The 16806-nt window shown below is 67.2% G+C and carries 14 protein-coding genes and 1 pseudogene; 11 read left to right on the forward strand and 4 right to left on the reverse strand.

What is annotated here, in order from left to right:
- Positions 1-8: 8 nt before the first annotated feature.
- Positions 9-458 carry a TM2 domain-containing protein gene (locus QC765_RS05395; protein WP_278313417.1) on the reverse strand — a complete coding sequence of 150 codons (450 nt, stop codon included), beginning with the start codon at positions 456-458 and terminating at the stop codon, positions 9-11.
- Positions 459-622: 164 nt separating this feature from the next.
- Here QC765_RS05395 and QC765_RS05400 point away from each other — a divergent pair, with 164 nt between their 5' ends.
- Complete coding sequence (locus QC765_RS05400) at positions 623-2017, forward strand: APC family permease (RefSeq protein WP_278313418.1); 1395 nt, start codon at positions 623-625, stop codon at positions 2015-2017.
- Here the strand turns inward: QC765_RS05400 and QC765_RS05405 are convergent.
- A complete protein-coding gene (locus QC765_RS05405) occupies positions 1990-3120 on the reverse strand; it encodes a class I SAM-dependent methyltransferase (protein ID WP_278313419.1) in 1131 nt (376 codons plus the stop codon). The two genes, QC765_RS05400 and QC765_RS05405, sit on opposite strands and share 28 nt — an antisense overlap.
- Positions 3121-3280: 160 nt before the next feature.
- Between QC765_RS05405 and QC765_RS05410 the strand changes: the two genes are divergently transcribed.
- The 7 genes and pseudogenes from QC765_RS05410 to QC765_RS16465 all read left to right on the forward strand — a co-directional run.
- A complete protein-coding gene (locus QC765_RS05410; RefSeq protein ID WP_278313420.1) occupies positions 3281-3712 on the forward strand; it encodes a DUF4383 domain-containing protein in 432 nt (143 codons plus the stop codon).
- 72 nt (positions 3713-3784) lie between these two features.
- Complete coding sequence (gene sigK, locus QC765_RS05415) at positions 3785-4381, forward strand: ECF RNA polymerase sigma factor SigK (protein WP_278313421.1); 597 nt, start codon at positions 3785-3787, stop codon at positions 4379-4381.
- 17 nt (positions 4382-4398) lie between these two features.
- The gene (locus tag QC765_RS05420; protein WP_278313422.1) at positions 4399-5118 is read left to right on the forward strand and encodes an anti-sigma factor; all 720 of its coding nucleotides are present in this window, start codon (positions 4399-4401) and stop codon (positions 5116-5118) included.
- Positions 5119-5141: 23 nt separating this feature from the next.
- Positions 5142-6758 carry a molybdopterin-dependent oxidoreductase gene (locus QC765_RS05425; protein ID WP_278313423.1) on the forward strand — a complete coding sequence of 539 codons (1617 nt, stop codon included), beginning with the start codon at positions 5142-5144 and terminating at the stop codon, positions 6756-6758.
- A gap of 113 nt (positions 6759-6871) precedes the next feature.
- Entirely contained in the window at positions 6872-7543 is a 672-nt protein-coding gene (locus QC765_RS05430; protein WP_278313424.1) for a fasciclin domain-containing protein, read from the forward strand.
- A gap of 169 nt (positions 7544-7712) precedes the next feature.
- The gene (locus QC765_RS05435) at positions 7713-8228 is read left to right on the forward strand and encodes an O-acetyl-ADP-ribose deacetylase (protein WP_278313425.1); all 516 of its coding nucleotides are present in this window, start codon (positions 7713-7715) and stop codon (positions 8226-8228) included.
- Positions 8229-8656: 428 nt separating this feature from the next.
- Positions 8657-10816 (forward strand): annotated as a pseudogene (locus QC765_RS16465) (AMP-binding protein); the annotation flags it as partial.
- A 30-nt stretch (positions 10817-10846) separates the two neighbouring features.
- Here QC765_RS16465 and QC765_RS05445 read toward each other — a convergent pair.
- Entirely contained in the window at positions 10847-12199 is a 1353-nt protein-coding gene (locus QC765_RS05445) for an MFS transporter (protein WP_278313426.1), read from the reverse strand.
- 108 nt (positions 12200-12307) lie between these two features.
- Between QC765_RS05445 and QC765_RS05450 the strand changes: the two genes are divergently transcribed.
- The 3 genes from QC765_RS05450 (at position 12308) to QC765_RS05460 (ending at position 15932) form a co-directional block, all read left to right on the forward strand.
- The gene (locus QC765_RS05450; RefSeq protein WP_278313427.1) at positions 12308-12904 is read left to right on the forward strand and encodes a PadR family transcriptional regulator; all 597 of its coding nucleotides are present in this window, start codon (positions 12308-12310) and stop codon (positions 12902-12904) included.
- 86 nt (positions 12905-12990) lie between these two features.
- A complete protein-coding gene (locus QC765_RS05455) occupies positions 12991-15018 on the forward strand; it encodes an NADPH-dependent 2,4-dienoyl-CoA reductase (RefSeq protein ID WP_278313428.1) in 2028 nt (675 codons plus the stop codon).
- A 314-nt stretch (positions 15019-15332) separates the two neighbouring features.
- Complete coding sequence (locus QC765_RS05460) at positions 15333-15932, forward strand: hypothetical protein (protein ID WP_278313429.1); 600 nt, start codon at positions 15333-15335, stop codon at positions 15930-15932.
- A gap of 133 nt (positions 15933-16065) precedes the next feature.
- Here QC765_RS05460 and QC765_RS05465 read toward each other — a convergent pair whose 3' ends face one another.
- On the reverse strand, positions 16066-16689 hold the full coding sequence (locus tag QC765_RS05465; RefSeq protein ID WP_278313430.1) for a pyridoxamine 5'-phosphate oxidase family protein: 624 nt from the start codon (positions 16687-16689) through the stop codon (positions 16066-16068).
- Between the last annotated feature and the right edge of the window lie 117 nt (positions 16690-16806).

Below are 16806 nucleotides of genomic sequence, written 5' to 3' on the forward strand. Positions count from 1 at the left end.
GGGAAACGCTAGCGCAGGAGGTACCCGTTCCCGTCGCGGGAGCGGCTGACCATGAGGACGATGCCGTCGATGAACGCCCAGATGCCGAGGAAGAACCAGATGACGGCACCAATGAAGATCACGAGCGTGAGAAGCCCGATGAACCAGGTGACGAGCTGCAGGATGCCGATGGTGTTGGAGCCGATGTAGAACCGCCCGACGCCGAGCACGCCGAGGAATATCTGCAGTATTCCGGCGACGATCTTGGACTTGCTCGACAGTGGCTCGCCCGTCAGGGGATCGCGCCCGAACGGGGCGTAGGGGTCGCCCATCATGGGGCCCATCATCGGGCCCATCGACGGGTTGTGGGGCGCGCCGTATTGGCCCGGGTGCGGGTACTGGTGCGCGAAGCCGGGTGCGCCGTAGGGCGGCTGGCCGGAATCCGGCGACTGTCCGGAGTAGGGAGGCGGCATGGTCATGGTCGTGGTGGCCTTTCGTCGGTCTCATGGAGCTGTCGAGCGAATGCCGGGGATCGAGCGTGGGCACGACGTTGCACGGTATATCGGCCCGGGCACGACCTGTTGTTACTGTTCCGTGGCCGTCAGGCATGGACAGCGGCTGTCGAGCGGCTCACTGTTAGGAAATGGATGGAGCAATGGGCCGCGAGGACACCGCGGCACCAGCATTGCGGCGGGTTCTCGGCACGAAGCTGTTGCTGCTGTTCATCGTCGGCGACATCCTCGGGACCGGGATCTACGCGCTCACCGGCGAGGTCGCTGCCGAGGTGGGAGGGGCCGCGTGGCTGCCGTTCCTGGTCGCGTTCGGGGTAGCCACGATCACTGCTTTCTCCTACCTGGAGCTAGTGACGAAGTTCCCGCATGCAGGCGGGGCGGGCGTCTATGTGCACAAGGCATTCGGGGTGCATTTCGTGACGTTCGTCGTGGTTTTCGCGGTGATGGCCTCGGGCGTCACCTCGGCAGCGACGGCAGCGACCGCGTTTGCCGCGAACTTCTCGATCGCGCTGGGGCTCGAGGCGGGCCGATCGGGCGTGATGCTGGTTGCCCTGCTGTTCCTGTGCCTTCTCGCGGCGATCAACCTATGGGGCGTCGCGGAGTCCGTCCGCGCGAACGTCGTGCTCACGATGGTAGAGCTCTCGGGTCTGCTGCTGGTCATCCTGGTGGGGGTGTGGGCCATCGGGGCGGGCAATGCTGACTTCTCGCGGGTCGTGGTATTCGAGTCGCCCACGGGCAAGAACGTGTTCCTCGCGGTGACGGCGGCTACGTCGCTGGCTTTCTTCGCGATGGTGGGTTTCGAGGACTCGGTGAACATGGCGGAGGAGACCCGCGATCCAGTACGGATCTTCCCGCGCGTGATGTTCACTGGGCTGGCGCTGACGGGAACGATCTATGTGCTGGTGTCGCTCTGCGTGGTGGCGCTGGTTCCGGTTGGCGAGCTGGCGAGCAATCCAGCTCCGCTGGTGACGGTGGTGGAGCGGGGCGCGCCTGGGGTACCGATCAGCGAGCTGATGCCAATCATCTCGATGTTCGCGGTGGCGAACTCGGCGCTGATCAATATGATGATGGCGAGCCGCCTGCTCTATGGGATGGCCCGCCAGCGGGTGCTGCCGCGGCGCCTCGGCGTGGTGTGGGAATCACGACGCACCCCATGGCTTTCGATCCTGGTGACTACTGGGATCGCGATGGTCCTGCTCGTGCTCGTCACCTATGGCCCGGGCGAGGTGACAAAGAACCTGGGCGGCACCACGTCATTGCTGCTGCTCGGGGTCTTCACCGTCGTTAACCTGGCGGTGATCGTGCTGCGCCGCGAGGAATCCACGGCTGCGCATTTTCGCAGCCCGCGCTGGCTGCCCCACGTTGGCATAGCGACGTGCTTCTTCCTGGTGACCCCGCTCTCCGGGAGGCCTTCCTCGCAGTACGAGATCGCGGGATGGCTGTTGCTGCTCGGTGTGCTGGCATGGTTCGGCGCGCGTTCTGGCCGACGCGCTGCTACTCAGCGCTCCGGGAGGAGCAGCCGGTAGAAGCGAAAGAAGTCGTTGTCGATGGGCAGGATCTCGAGCCCGTCGAATCCTGCGGACCGCGCGTATTCCTCGAGCGTGGAAGGTCGCATGACGGTTCCGGTGCCCACGGAGGGTTGGTGCGACATGCCATCGGGCAGGCAGCACAGGATGCTGAATCCGTACATGAGCCGTTCAGTGTCGTCCCCGGGCGCGGTGAACTTCTCGGCGACCTTCTCGTCCATGACCATGACGGTGCCCCCGGGCCTGGCCATGCGGCGCATGGTGGCGAGCACGGAGACCGGATCGGGCATGTCGTGGATGCACTCGAACGCGCACACGAGGTCGTAGCTACCGTCCTGGCCCGCGGCGGCGGCATCGCCGGGAACGAAGCTGAGGTTCGGTGGGCTGCCGGAGGCCTGGGCATTGCTTCTGGCCTGGTCGATGGAGGCGTCGTCGATGTCGTATCCGTCGATGTGGCTCGCGGGGTAGCGGGTCGCCATGGCGATGCTCGACCAGCCCGTGCCGCAGCCCACGTCCGCCACGGCGCCGCCCGAGGACAGCGTCTCGTGGATCTCGCCGAGCGACGGGAGGTACTCGTTGATGAGCGGTCCGAGGTAGAGCGGCTTGTTCGCGGCACCTTGCCCTTCCCGGGCGTCATCGCCGAGCTGCTTCCAGCTCACTCCTCCGCCGTTCCGATAGGCGTGGACGAGCGCATCGAGGTGGCTCGCGGTGGCCGCGGCGAGGGAGGCGAATGGTGCCATGTAGGTGAGCTCGGTATCGCGGGCGAGGACAGCTGCGGCACCGTCGGTCAGCGTGTAGCGGCGCTCGTCCGGTCCGGCGCTCGGGTCATCCACGAGAAGGTAGCCGTTGACGGCTTGGTGCTCGAGCCATTCACGCGTGTAGCGCGGGTGCGTTTGGGTGATGCGCGCCAGGCCGGGGGCAGTCGTCGGGCCGTTGCCGTCGAGGGCGCGGTAGTAGCCGAGCTTGTCGCCGAGATAGATGGCTTGCGTCTCGAGGGACCCGAGGAGCGCGGCAAAGACCTTGTCCGCGACAGCTTCCGCGCTGTCCTCCGGGCCTGGTCGGGTTTCCCCGGCACCTGGTGCATCAACGACTGGCGACGCCACACATTGATCGTACTCCCGACTGCGAATGGAGGGAATGCCCTGGTAGTGGCCCGCTGACCAATCTGTCGCCCGCTGTGCTGCGAATACCCGATGAATCAAGTTCGAGCGTGGAGTCAGTGTGTTTTCACTGCGAGCGGGGAGGGAGCTGATGGTGCGTAGCGTGAACCAGCCAGTGGGCATGGCCCTGGGCGTTCTGCTCGTTGCTGTCGGCATCGTGGGCTTCACGGTGTCGGGGGGACACGCCGTGGCCGGACCGGATGGCGGTGAGCTGTTCGGGGTGCTGGGCGTGAATGTCTTGCACAACGTGCTTCACCTGCTGCTTGGCGCGCTGTTGATCGTTGGCGCCGCGGCGGGCGTGCAGGTGGCCCGGCGCACCAACACGGTCATCGGCGTGGGGTTTGCCGTCCTGGGGCTCGTGGGACCGATCGTGTCGGCGACGTCATGGAACGTGCTGGCTTTGAACGGTGCCGCGCATGTAGCCAATGTGCTGGTAGCGCTGCTCCTGATCGGGGTGGGGCTCCTGGCTGATAGCCCGGTGATCCGCACCCGGTCGCCGGGGCGCCCACTGCCACGGAAGCATGGGGTGGCCTGAATTTGTTAATGCTTCGCACCGAAGCCGTGGTGGATGGCGCATGCTGGAGACACCATAGGAAGGATGGCGTCCATGCCAGAACATGACAGGATCCGTGCCATCTCGCCGCAGCCGGATCCGCAGGTCGATACGCCCGAGGTGCTGCTCTCGCGCTCGGCGCTCGGTGACGAGGCCGCGTTCGCGCAGTTCTACGACGTCATCTCGCCGTCAGTGTTCGGCATGGTGTGCCGGGTAGTGCGGGATCGCGCTCAGTCCGAGGAAGTGACGCAGGACGTCATGGTCGAGCTGTGGCGCACGGCGTCGCGGTTCGATGCGGCCAAGGGCTCGGCGACCGGATGGGCGTTGACGCTGGCGCATCGACGGGCCATTGATCGGGTGCGGTCGGCGCAGGCCTCCACGGACCGGGATCATCGCTCGGCGATGTTGTCGGAGCGGCGCGAGTATGACGAGGTGAGCGAGGCCGTCGAGGCGAGCCTGGAGCGCCACCAGGTGCAACGTTGCCTGGGTTCGTTGACCGAGCTGCAGCGAGAGTCCGTGATGCTCGCGTTTTACCAGGGGTACACCTACCCCGAGGTCTCGTCGTTGCTAAAGGTGCCGCTGGGCACCGTGAAGACCCGGATGCGGGATGGTCTCATCCGGCTAAGGGATTGTCTGGGGGTTTCGAGATGAGGATCGATTTTCATTCTTTGACGGGGGCTTATGTTCTTGATGCGCTGCCCGTGTTCGAGCGGGAACGCTTCGAGGTGCACCTCAAGAGGTGCCCGATGTGCGCCCACGAGGTCGCCGAGCTGCACGAGGCCACGGCCCGCATCGCGGCTGCCTCGGCCATGGCGCCGCCACCGGAGCTGAAGGAGCGCGTGATGGCGGAGGTCGCGCAGACGAGGCAGCGCCCGCCAGAGGTCAAGCCGGATCGCTCGCACCGGTCGTGGATACCTGCGGCATCGGCTGTTCTTGCCGCGGCCAGCATGGTCGTGGCGATCGGCCTGGGCATCCAGCTCGGCCAGGTCAACCAGCAGTTGTCGGAGGAGACCCAGGCCCGGGAGTTCCTGGCGCAGCAGTACGAGCAGTTCGCTGGCCTAGTAACCGCCGATGATGCCCGAATTGCCGTTACCGAGATCGAGGGCGGCGGCACGGCGTCGGCCGTGTTCGCGATGAGTCACGACTCGGCGCTGTTCGTCACGCATGATCTTGCTCCGCTGCCGCCGGATCTTGCCTATCAGTTGTGGGTGATCCAGCCCGATGGCACCCATTCCCCGGGAGTGATGAACCCGGATCCAGGCAGCGACTCCGCGTCGATGCTCGCGCAGGGCATCGGGGACGAGGCGCAGCTCGCGCTGACAGTCGAGCCCGCGGGCGGGTCCCCCCAGGGGACCACGCCACCCATCATGGTTCTTCCCCTTGAATGACCGAGCGAAAGTAGGTAACTCCCATGGCACGAACTGGTGAGGCCACCTGGTGGAGGGGGGCTGTGGCGGGCGTGCTCGCTGTCGCCGCCGCCCTCGCGATGGGGCATCTGGTCGCCGGGCTCGTCCGCATCGAGTCCTCGCCGATCTTTGCGGTCGGTGATGCGGTCATCGATGTGACCCCGGCTGCTATGAAGGAATTCGCGATCCAGCAGTTCGGGGAGGACAACAAGAAGGTCCTGCTCGCGTCGATGGCGCTGACGCTTCTGGCGCTCGCCGCCGTCGCGGGAGCGCTATCCCGGCGGACCACAACGATCGGCCTGGTCCTCCTGGGCGGGCTGGGCGTGGTCGCGGTGCTCGCGACGGCCACGCGGCCCACGTTCGAGATCACTGACCTTATCGCCCCAGTGATGAGCGCGGCGGCGGGCATCGCGGTGTTCCTGCTGCTGCACCGAGCGGCCCAGCAAAGCGTCGCCCAGCAAAGCGCTCCCTCAAGTCAGGCCGGGCCAGCAACCGGTGCGACCTCCGGCGACGAGGGCGAGGCGCGCACGAAGGAGTTCACCTGGGAGATACCCGGCTTGGGCCGACGCACGTTCCTTGTCACTTCGACCGCGGTTGCCGTGGGCGCAGGAGCGGCGGCACTGGGCGGGCGCCTCGCCGGCCAGAGCATCGATGTGGAAGCGTCCCGGCGCTCGCTGGACCTCGTGCCGGACCAGCCAGCCCCACCGATTCCCGAGGGCGCGGACTTCGCGTCCGACGGAACGCCGACATTCCTGACCGACAACGCCGACTTCTACCGGGTGGACACGGCCCTGACCGTGCCGCGGCTGCGCGCCGAGAACTGGGAGATGCGGATCCACGGCCTCGTCGATGAGGAGATCACCCTGAGCTACCAGGACCTCCTGGAGATGCCGCTGGTGGAGCGCACGATCACCCTGGTGTGCGTGTCCAACGAGGTGGGCGGCCCCTACATCTCCACGTCGAACTTCATCGGCGTGGATCTCGCCGAGGTGCTGCGGCGGGCCGGGGTCGACCCCCGTGCGGACCAGATCGCCACCCGCAGCGACGACGGCTGGACCTGCGGCACCCCCACCGAGGTCGTCATGGCGGAGGGCAGCAATGCGATGATCGCGATTGGCATGAACGGCGAGCCACTGCCCGTCGAGCACGGCTTCCCGGTGCGCATGGTCGTTCCCGGCCTGTATGGCTACGTGTCGGCCACCAAGTGGCTGGTGGACATGGAGCTGACCACCTTCGCCGACTTCGATGCGTACTGGGTGCGCCGCAACTGGGCGGAGCGCGGGCCGGTGAAGACGATGTCGCGCATCGACCGGCCACGGTCGTTTGCCCGGGTACCGTCCGGGGGCTTCATCGCGGCGGGCATCTCCTGGGCGCCGCATATCGGAATCGACAAGGTCGAGGTGCAGGTCGACGACGGCCCGTGGCAGGAAGCTGAGCTGGGCGCTCCGGTGAATGTCGATACCTGGCGCATGTGGCGCATCGAGCTCGCGCTCGACCCTGGTTCGCATCGCATCACCTGCCGTGCGACCGACCGCAACGGCAACACCCAGACCAGCGAGCGCGTGCCCCCCATCCCGGATGGCGCGTCGGGCTGGCACTCGATCGCGTTCACCGCCGAGTAAAAAAATAAAAACTTTCTCGGCCAACCAATCCACCCCGACGGCAGCAGCGAATTACGGTAGAAGGCACCGGATAGAGTCCCCGGGGCCCCCGTCCGAACAAGGAGACTGACTCAATGCGTGTAACTTCTAAGATCGCTGCCCTTTCCGCAGCATCTGCCCTTGCCCTCACCCTTTCCGCTTGCGGCGGCGACGATGCCGAATCGACCATGGACGACGCGCAGAGCACCATGGGCGACACCATGTCCGAAGCCACTGACACCATGGGCGACATGATGGGCGGCGGCGACGGCGTCACCACTGTCGACGACACGTTCGGCTCCTCATGCGATGCCATCCCGCAGGACACTTCCGATGAGGGATCCCTCGACGGCATGGTCGACGACCCGGTAGCCACCGCCGCGAGCAACAACCCGCTGCTGAGCACCCTCGCAACGGCTGTCGGCGAGGCTGACCTCGTGGACACCCTGAACGACACGGAAGCCGCGTACACGGTGTTCGCGCCGTACAACCCGGCCTTCGAGGCACTCGGCCAGGAGACCCTTGACGCGGTGCTCGCCGACCAGGAGCAGCTCACCAACATCCTCACCTACCACGTGGTGGGCGAGCGCCTTGATCGTGACGGCATCCTCGACGCCGGCACCCTCGACACCGTCCAGGGCGGCACCCTTGAGGTCACCGGCTCCGGCGATGACATCCAGGTGAACGGCGCGACCGTGCTGTGCGGCAACATCCCCACCGCCAACGCCACTGTGTTCGTCATCGACACCGTCATGATGCCTGAGTGATCTGCTAGGCACTGATAAGAACCGCGAATGCCCCGGGATGACCCTCGGGGCATTCGCGTTTTCTGTGCTGTAGTGATTTTCTGGAAAGGTACGCGCAGCAGCTCGCCGCCGCCTACAATAGATGCGCAATTTGCTCGCGCGCACGATTGGTCCGCGAGATAATGCAAGCATGGGCTCCCCACCGCGCATCCAGGTCGTCCACGGCGATATCACCACGATTGCCGCGGATGCGATCGTCAATGCCGCGAACTCAACCCTCCTCGGCGGCGGTGGAGTAGACGGCGCGATCCACCGTGCCGGTGGCCCCCGCATCCTCGAGGAGTGCCGCCGACTGCGGGCGAGCACCCTGCCTGATGGCTTGCCGGCGGGACATGCTGTCGCCACCGTTGCCGGAGACCTGCCTGCCACGTGGGTCATCCACACCGTAGGCCCCGTGCATTCCCGCTCCGAGGACCGCTCCCCCGTCCTGCGCTCCGCCTACACCGCCAGCCTTGGCATCGCTGATGAGCTTGGCGCCACATCGGTCTCGTTTCCGCTCATCTCGAGCGGCGCCTATGGCTGGCCTCTCGCCGATGCCGCCCGCCAAGCAGTGGCGGCGATCCGATCGACCCAGACGGCCGCCACCGTCCTGCTCGTCGCTCATAGCGCGGATGTCGCCGCGCTGGTCCACCGCGCCCTCCGGTAGCGCCAGCACCCGATCGTGCAGTTTTGGCAGACTCCCCTGGCCTCGTTAGACTAGCCAAGCCTAATGTCCGCTTTGCGGTGAAGATCGGCTTCATGCCTCACGCTGGCGGGCAGTACCCGGAGCCACGCGGAGGACGGCCCATGCCCTCGACGACCATCGGCGCAACAACTGTCACCGATCACCGCGGAGTCCAGTTTGCCCGTGAGCTCCGCGCCTTCGGCGACTCCCCCGCCATCCTCGGGGCCGACGGGCCAGTCCTGTCGTATCGCGAGCTCGCCGACCGCGTCGATGCCGCCGCCGCCCAGCTCGGTACCCGGCAGCGACTCGTCCTGATCGCCATGACCCCCACCGTTGATGCGCTCGCCACCTACCTCGCGGCGCTCGGCCATGGGCACCCCGCGATCCTCGCTCCCGCCGGTGACCCCGCCATGATCGAGCGGCTGCGCTCCGCGTACTCCCCCGATGTCCTTTGCTCGCCGCGCCGCGAGCACTGGTCCATCACCCATCTCACCCGTTCACCGAACCACGAGCTCCATCCTGATCTCGCGCTCCTGCTCTCCACCTCGGGCTCGACGGGCTCGCCGAAGCTGGTGCGGCTCTCGGCCGCAGGGGTCACCGCCAACGCCGAGGCCATCGCCGACTATCTCGGCATCCGGCCCACCGACCGCGCTGTCGCCTCGCTGCCCCTGCACTACTGCTACGGGCTGTCCATCGTGAACTCCAACCTCGCGCGGGGCGCCGCCCTGGTGCTCACCGACCAATCCGTCGCTGAGCCCGGCTTCTGGCAGATGGTCCGGGCCGTGCGCGCCACCAGCCTGCATGGCGTTCCGCATACCTTCGACCTGCTCGACCGCGCCGGCTTCGACAGCACCGATGCGCCCGACCTGCGCTACATCACCCAAGCCGGTGGACGCCTGGCCCCAGAACGGGTGCGGCACTACGCCCGGATGGGCGCCGGGAATGGCTGGCGCTTCTTCGTCATGTACGGCCAGACCGAAGCGACGGCACGCATGGCCTACCTCCCGCCCGAGCTCGCCGAGCAGCACCCCGAGTGCGTGGGCATCCCCATCCCCGGCGGCAGGTTCCGCATCGACGCAGGGCCAGGGGAGGCATCCGGCGAGCTTGTCTACTCCGGACCCAACGTGATGATGGGCTACGCCGAATCACCCCGGGACCTGGCCCGCGGCCGCGACATCCATGAGCTGCGCACCGGCGACCTCGCCACCCGCACCGAGCAGGGCCTGATCCGCATCACCGGGCGAGCCAGCAGGTTCCTCAAGCTGTACGGCCTGCGCGTCGATCTCGATCACATCGAGCAGCAGCTCGCGGCGCCCGGGGCAGAGATCGCCTGCACCGGCGACGACACGACCCTCGTCGTGGCGTGCAGCGGAAGCACGAGTGCCGATGCCGCGCGCGAGCAACTGCGGTCGATCATCACGCTCCCCGGCTCCGCGATCGCCGTCCAGGAGTGGCAGCAGCTGCCGCGGCTCGCGAGCGGCAAGGTCGACTACCCCGCCCTGCGGGCAGCCTGCTCGGGCACGCCGGAGGGCGCGCCGGACGCCTCCTCTGTCGCGGATCTCTATCGTCGCGTGCTGCGCGTCGATAGCGTGCACGACGGCCAGTCCTTCGTCGATCTCGGTGGGGATTCGCTGAGCTACGTCAGCACATCGATCGGGCTCGAGCGCATCATCGGCACCCCGCCGCGCGGCTGGCCGACCATGAGCGTCACCGAGCTCGAGGCGCAGGCCAAGCGACCTAGCCGCTACCTCCAGATGGTCGAGACCAATGTGGTGCTGCGGGCGCTCGCCATCATCGCCATAGCTGGATCCCACATCGGGGCATTCTCGATCGTCGGCGGCGCGCACATCCTGCTGGTGATCGCGGGCTGGAGCTTCGCGCGGTTCGTGCTCGCCGATGCCGCCGAGTCCCCCGCGGGCCGCATCATGCGCAGCGCCACCCGCATCGCGATCCCCACCATGCTGTGGTTGCTGCTCGCCCGCGTGCCGTTCGCCGGGGATGTGGGCATCACCAACGTGCTGCTCATCAACAACATCACGCTGGTGTCCGAATCGTGGGGCTACTGGTTCGTCGAGGCGCTGGTGCAACTGCTGCTCCTGCTGGGGATCATCCTCGCCGTGCCGCCGGTGCGCGCGCTGGAGGCCCGCTTCCCGCTCGGCTTCCCCATTGTCCTGCTCGCCCTCGCGCTCGTGGCCCAGTTCCTGGTGCGGGACCCGGCCTCGAAGTTCCCCGAGCATGAGATGCACACCCTCGGCGTTGCCTGGTTCTTCCTGCTCGGATGGGTGGCATTCCGGGCCTCGCGCTGGTGGCACACCGCGCTGGTGCTCGCCGTCGCGGCGGCCATGCTGCCCGGCTACTTCGACTACCCCGGCCGCGAGATCATCGTGGCGCTGGGGATCCTCGCGGTCGTGCTGGTGCACCGGCTGCCGGTGCCGCGCATCCTGGTCCCGGCGCTCGGGCTGCTCGCGAGCGCGTCGCTCTACATCTACGTCACGCACTACGCGTTCTACCCCGAGCTGCTGCGCCACGGCGTTCCCGCCCTGGTCGTGCTGCTGATCTGCCTCGCGATCGGCGCGACCCTCTGGGTGCTGTCCGAGGTGCTACACCGCCGCGTCGGTCGCGCGATCGCCCTGCGGCGCAGGGATAGCGAGCAAGGCGAGCAGGCCCACGCCGAGCACCAGCATCAGGCCAATGATGCCCCCGCGCGCGCCGTCGAGAAGCCAGGCGAAAAGGCCGAACAACGCCGGTGACATGAACGACGCGGCCCGCCCGGTGGTGGCGTAGAGCCCATACATCTCGCCTTCCTTGCCCGGGGGCGTCAGCCGTCCGAGGAAGGTGCGCGACGCCGACTGGGCCGGGCCCACGAAGATGGTCAGGATCAGGCCGAGGAACCAGAATGCAACCGGACCGTCGGCGAGGAACAGGCCGATTCCGGCGGCGATCATCGCGGCCAGCGAGACCACGATCACGATCTTCGGGCCGATGGTGTCATCCAGCCGCCCGCCGATCAGCGCCCCGATGCCGGCGAGCACGTTGGCGGCCACGCCGAACAGGATCACATCCGCCTCATTGATGCCGTAGACGAGCACAGCGAGCACGGCGCCGAACGCGAACACCCCGGCAAGGCCGTCGCGGAAGATGGCGCTGACAATGAGGAACTTCACGGTGCGCGGATCCTCGCGCCACAGCACCCGCACGTCGTGGAACAGCTTGGCGTAGGCGGCCTTGATGCCCTTCCCCCGCCCGGCGCGCTCGGGCTCCGGAGGCAGCTCGGGGATCGAGAAAAACAGCGGCAGGGCGAACACCGCGAACCAGATCGCCGAGACGAGCACCGCCATGCGCACGTTGAAGCCACCGTCGGTGGTGAGCCCCAGGACGCCGCGGGTGTCGCCCTCGCCCGCTATGAAGCCGAAGTAGCACACCAGCAGCAGGATGATGCCGCCGAAGTAGCCCATGGCCCAGCCGAACCCCGATACCCGCCCGATGGTGCGTGGCGTGGATACCTGCCGCAGCATCGCGAAGTACGGCACGTTCGACAGCTCGAAGGCGATCGACCCGAGGGCAAGCAGGGCGAGCCCGAGCCACAGGTAGTGATAGTCGGCCTTGACGAAGGTCATCCCGAGCATCATCACGATCACGAACATGGTGAGCAGCGCCAGGGAGCGCTTGCGCCGGCCCGCGGCATCGGAGCGCTGTCCCATTACCGGGGCGAGCAGCGCCACGAACAGGCCCGAAACGGCCAGCGTCCACGCTAGCCAGGTCTCCGCGCCGACCGAGCCCGGCAGATCACGCCCTACCGCATCGGTGAGGTACACGGTGAAGACGAAGGTGACGATCACGGCATTGAAGGCCGCTGATCCCCAGTCCCAGAACGACCATGCCGCGATCTGGCGCCGACTGGTCGCGTTCGCGATGCGGCCCTCGGTCGGTGCGCCGGAGCTATCAGGGTGCATGGTCGAAGCCTAGGGGAAACCGGGCATGGCGGCAGGCGCAGCGAGGCACGACGCACCGACGGTCCCCCACTATTGCTATGAAACGAGTTGCATAGGTACTATCTGTGCATGTCGCTCGAGCACGCCATCCTCATCTCCCTCCAGGAACGCACCGGTTCCGGGTACGAGCTCGCGCGCCGATTCGACCGCTCCATCGGCTACTTCTGGTCCGCCAGCCACCAGCAGATCTACCGCACCCTCAAGCGCATGGCCGAGACCGAATGGGTGGTCGGCGAGCAGGTCCCCCAGACGGGGCGCCCCGACAAGACCATCTACCGGCCCAGCCAGTCCGGCCTCGATGCGCTGCGTGACTGGATCGCCGAACCCGTCGACAGCACCAACTTCCGCAGCATCCTCGCCGTCAAGCTCCGCGGCGCCGCCTACGGCGACTCCTCCGCCCTCGCGTTCGAGTTCAAGCGCCACCGCGCGCTCGCCGAGCAACGCCTCGCCACCTACCGCGACATCGAGGCTCGCGACCTCGCCAGGAGCGGTCACGCAAGCCCCGAGGAACTCACCGGGACCCCGTTGCACCAGTACCTCGTGCTGCGCGCGGGAATCATCGAGGCCGAGTCCTTCCTCTCCTGGTGCGATGAGGTGGTCGCCGCCCTGGATGCCACGCCCGCCGCGTCCACCTCGCCGCCAGGCCCCCAGCGCCTGACCCCCTAGCGCCAGACCAGCGCCTGACTTTCGTTCCCGCACGCCCCGCCAGGCACAGCCCGCCCGGCGGACACCACACAGAAAGTGATCCACAGATGGCACACCCCACGTATCCGCACCTCATGGAGCCCCTCGACCTCGGCTTCACCACGCTGAAGAACCGCGTCATCATGGGCTCGATGCACACGGGCCTCGAGGATCGCGCCAAGCACATCCCGGCCCTCGCCGAGTACTTCGCCGAGCGTGCCCGCGGTGGCGTCGCCCTGATCGTCACCGGTGGATACTCCCCCAACCTGCAAGGCAGCCTCTACCCCTTGGCGGGCAAGCTCACCACCAAGAAGGAAGCCAAGCAGCACCGCCGGATCACCGGGGCCGTCCACGAGGCAGGCGGCAAGATCGCGCTGCAGATCCTCCACGGCGGCCGCTACAGCTACCACCCGCTGAGCGGCTCCGCCTCCCGCATCAAGTCGCCGATCAACCCGTTCACGCCGATCGCGCTGCCCTCCATCGCGATCAAGAAGACCATCCGCGACTACGCCCGCTGCGCCAAGCTCGCCAAGCACGCTGGCTACGACGGCGTGGAGATCATGGGTGGCGAGGGCTACTTCATCAACCAGTTCCTCGCCAAGCGCACCAACAAGCGCACCGACGAGTGGGGCGGCTCCGCCGAGAACCGGCGACGCATCGCCGTGGAGATCTCGCAGGCCATCCGCGAGGCCGTGGGCACCGACTTCATCGTCATCTTCCGGCTCTCCATGGCAGACCTCGTCGAGGACGGCCAGACGTTCGACGAGATCATCGCGCTCGCCAAGGACCTCGAGAGCTCCGGCATCAACATCATCAACACCGACATCGGCTGGCACGAGGCCCGCGTCCCCACCATCGTTACTTCCGTGCCGCGCGGCGCGTTCGTCGAGGTCACCTCCAAGATCGAGAAGTACGTCGGCATCCCCGTGTGCGCATCGAACCGAATCAACATGCCCGAGATGGCCGAGGAGATCCTCGCCAACGGCGACGCCCAGCTCATCTCCATGGCACGCCCCATGCTCGCCGACCCCGACTGGGTGAACAAGGCCGCCGAGGAGCGCGAGGACGAGATCAACACCTGCATCGCCTGCAACCAGGCCTGCCTCGACCACGCCTTCGTCAACAAGAAGGTCTCCTGCCTGCTCAACCCGCGTGCCGGGCGCGAGACCGAGCTCGTGCTGCTGCCCACCAAGCGGGCCAAGAAGATCGCCGTCGTCGGAGCAGGCCCCGCTGGTCTTTCCGCGGCCGTCAACCTCGCCGACCGCGGCCATGACGTCGAGCTGTTCGAGGCCGACGCCGAGATCGGTGGCCAGTTCGCCATCGCCAAGGAGATCCCCGGCAAGGAGGAGTTCTCCGAGACCATCCGCTATTACAAGCGGCAGCTCGAGGTCAAGAAGGTGCAGGTCCACCTGAACCACCGCGTCACGGCGGCCGAGCTGACCGGCTTCGACGAGGTCATCCTCGCCACCGGCGTCACCCCTCGCGTCCCCGGCATCCCCGGCGTCGACCACCCCAAGGTCGTCACCTACGCCGAGGCCGTCAAGGCCCAGAAGCCCGTCGGCAAGAAGGTCGCCGTCATCGGCGCCGGCGGCATCGGAGTCGACGTCTCCGAGTTCCTCACCCACGACACCCACCCCGCCCTCGACCTCGAGGAGTGGAAGGAGGAATGGGGCATCGACTACACCGAGGACAACCCCGGCTACGTCACCAAGCGCAACCCCTCCCCCTCCCCGCGCGATGTCTACCTGCTGCAGCGCAAGGACAGCCGCATCGGCAAGGGACTCGGCAAGACCACTGGCTGGGTGCACCTCGCCGCCATCAAGGGCAAGAAGGTCAACCAGCTCACCGGCGTGAACTACGAGCGCATCGACGATGACGGCTTGCACATCTCCTTCGGCGAGGAGCGCAAGGACAAGAAGGTCCTCGACGTCGACACCGTCGTGCTGTGCGCCGGGCAGGAATCCGTCCGCGACCTCGAGGCCGAGCTTCGCAAGGCCGGCACGAGCCTGCACATCATCGGCGGCGCGGACGTGGCCGCCGAGATCGACGCCAAGCGCGCCATCAGGCAGGGCACCGAGCTCGCCGCCGCGCTCTGACGCAGAGGTCCTCTGGCTGGTCCTCTGGCTGGTCCTCTGGCTGGTCCTCTGGCGGCTCGGCTTTGGGAGCGGGCCCTGGCAGTGGAAACTTTTCCTCGCTGGTGACGGAAAATGTTCCACTCGCCAGGGTCTTGCGCTCTCGCGACGCGCGCTACCGATTCGTCCGCGCAGGGTCTTGCGCTCCCACCGATCGGGGCGAAACATGGGACGTGCAGTGGTCGCGGCGGCAAGGCCGACACCCACGGTCGCTACCGCGCGACGACCACGACGACTACTCAACGCGGATCACAAGACCGCATGAGGAGTTCAGCACCATGTACATGCAAGTATTCCAAGGCCACGTGGCCGACGAGCAACGCCTCCGCGACTGCCTCGACCAATGGACCCGCGACATCCGCCCCGGCGCGACTGGCTACCTCGGCGCCACCTGCGGATCCAGTGACGACGGCACCTTCGTCGCGATGGTCAGGTTCGACTCCGAGGAGTCGGCCCGCCGCAACAGCGAGCGCCCCGAGCAAGGCAAGTGGTGGTCCGAGGCCGAGAAATGCTTCGACGGCGAGGTCACCTTCATGGACTGTCCCGACGTCACCGAATGGCTCGGCGGCCCCTCCGGCAAGGCCGGCTTCGTACAGGTCATGGAAGGACACTCCCCTGACATCGACCGCATGCGCGCCATCCAGGCCGAGGAAAGCCAGCGCATGCACGAACTGCGACCCGAGGTCATCGGCGGAACGCTCGCACGATACGGCGATGACGGCTACATCGAGGCCGTCTATTTCACGAGCGAGGCCGAGGCACGCGAGCATGAGCGCCTCCAGATGCCCGCATCGTGGCAGGCCGCCATGGACGAGGAACGACGCCTCATGGGCGACGTGCGCTACCTCGACCTGCACCGTCCGCTCGCCATGAGCTAGGCGCTGGGTCTCGGGGCTCAGAGCTCGGGGCAGCCCGCCCCGCCCCCCGAGTGTGCGAAAAGCGACTGGTTTCGTGCCGTGAGCTGTCGTTTTTCGCACACTCGCCGCGTCGTACCGGGGTGTTCGCGGACCCCTAGTAAAGGGTGTTGCGCATCGTTTCAGGACTGTAGACCCGCTCGATCTCCGAGGCTTCTCCAGCGCTGGGCTGCACCTCGCTGACGATGCGCGCTGTCGATGGCAGCGCTTCGGGTGTCCACGTGTCGTGCTGCCATAGCCCCGAGCGGAGGAACGCGCGGGCGCAATGCAGGAAGATCGTGTCGATGTCGACGATGATCGCGAGGATGGGGCGATTGCCCTGCACGGTCAGGTCATCGAAGAAGGGGGCGTCGCGCACGAGGCGGGCGCGTCCATTGATGCGGAGTGTCTCGGTACGGCCGGGGATGATCGACAGGATCCCGATGTGCGGGTTCTCCAGGATGTTGAAGTAGCCGTCGCCCCGCCTGTTGCCGGGCCGCTCCGGGATGGCGATGGTGCGATCGTCGAGGACATGCACGAATCCGGGCGGGTCGCCCTTGGGGGAGGCATCGCAGTTGCCTTGCGCGTCGCTGGTGGAGATGACGCAGAATGGCGACAGCGCGAGCCATTGCCGATCGCGCTCGTGGAGCCGTGCGCGTTCCTTGGTGCCCGCGCGCGGATGCACGTCACCGAGGATTCCACGCAGCGTCTCGGGGTCGGTGATGGGGTGCTCATGGGTCATGGTCGCCTCCTCGGCAGTCCGCCTCGCCCCGCGAATCGTATCCTGCACCTCTCGGTCGCGCAGTGCTCGCCCCGAGCCCCGCTCGCCAGTGCGAAAACCGACAGGCCACAGGCGGCA

Origin of the sequence: Hoyosella levis (assembly GCF_026008515.1) — a bacterium.
Classification (GTDB): Bacteria; Actinomycetota; Actinomycetes; order Mycobacteriales; family Mycobacteriaceae; genus Lolliginicoccus; species Lolliginicoccus levis.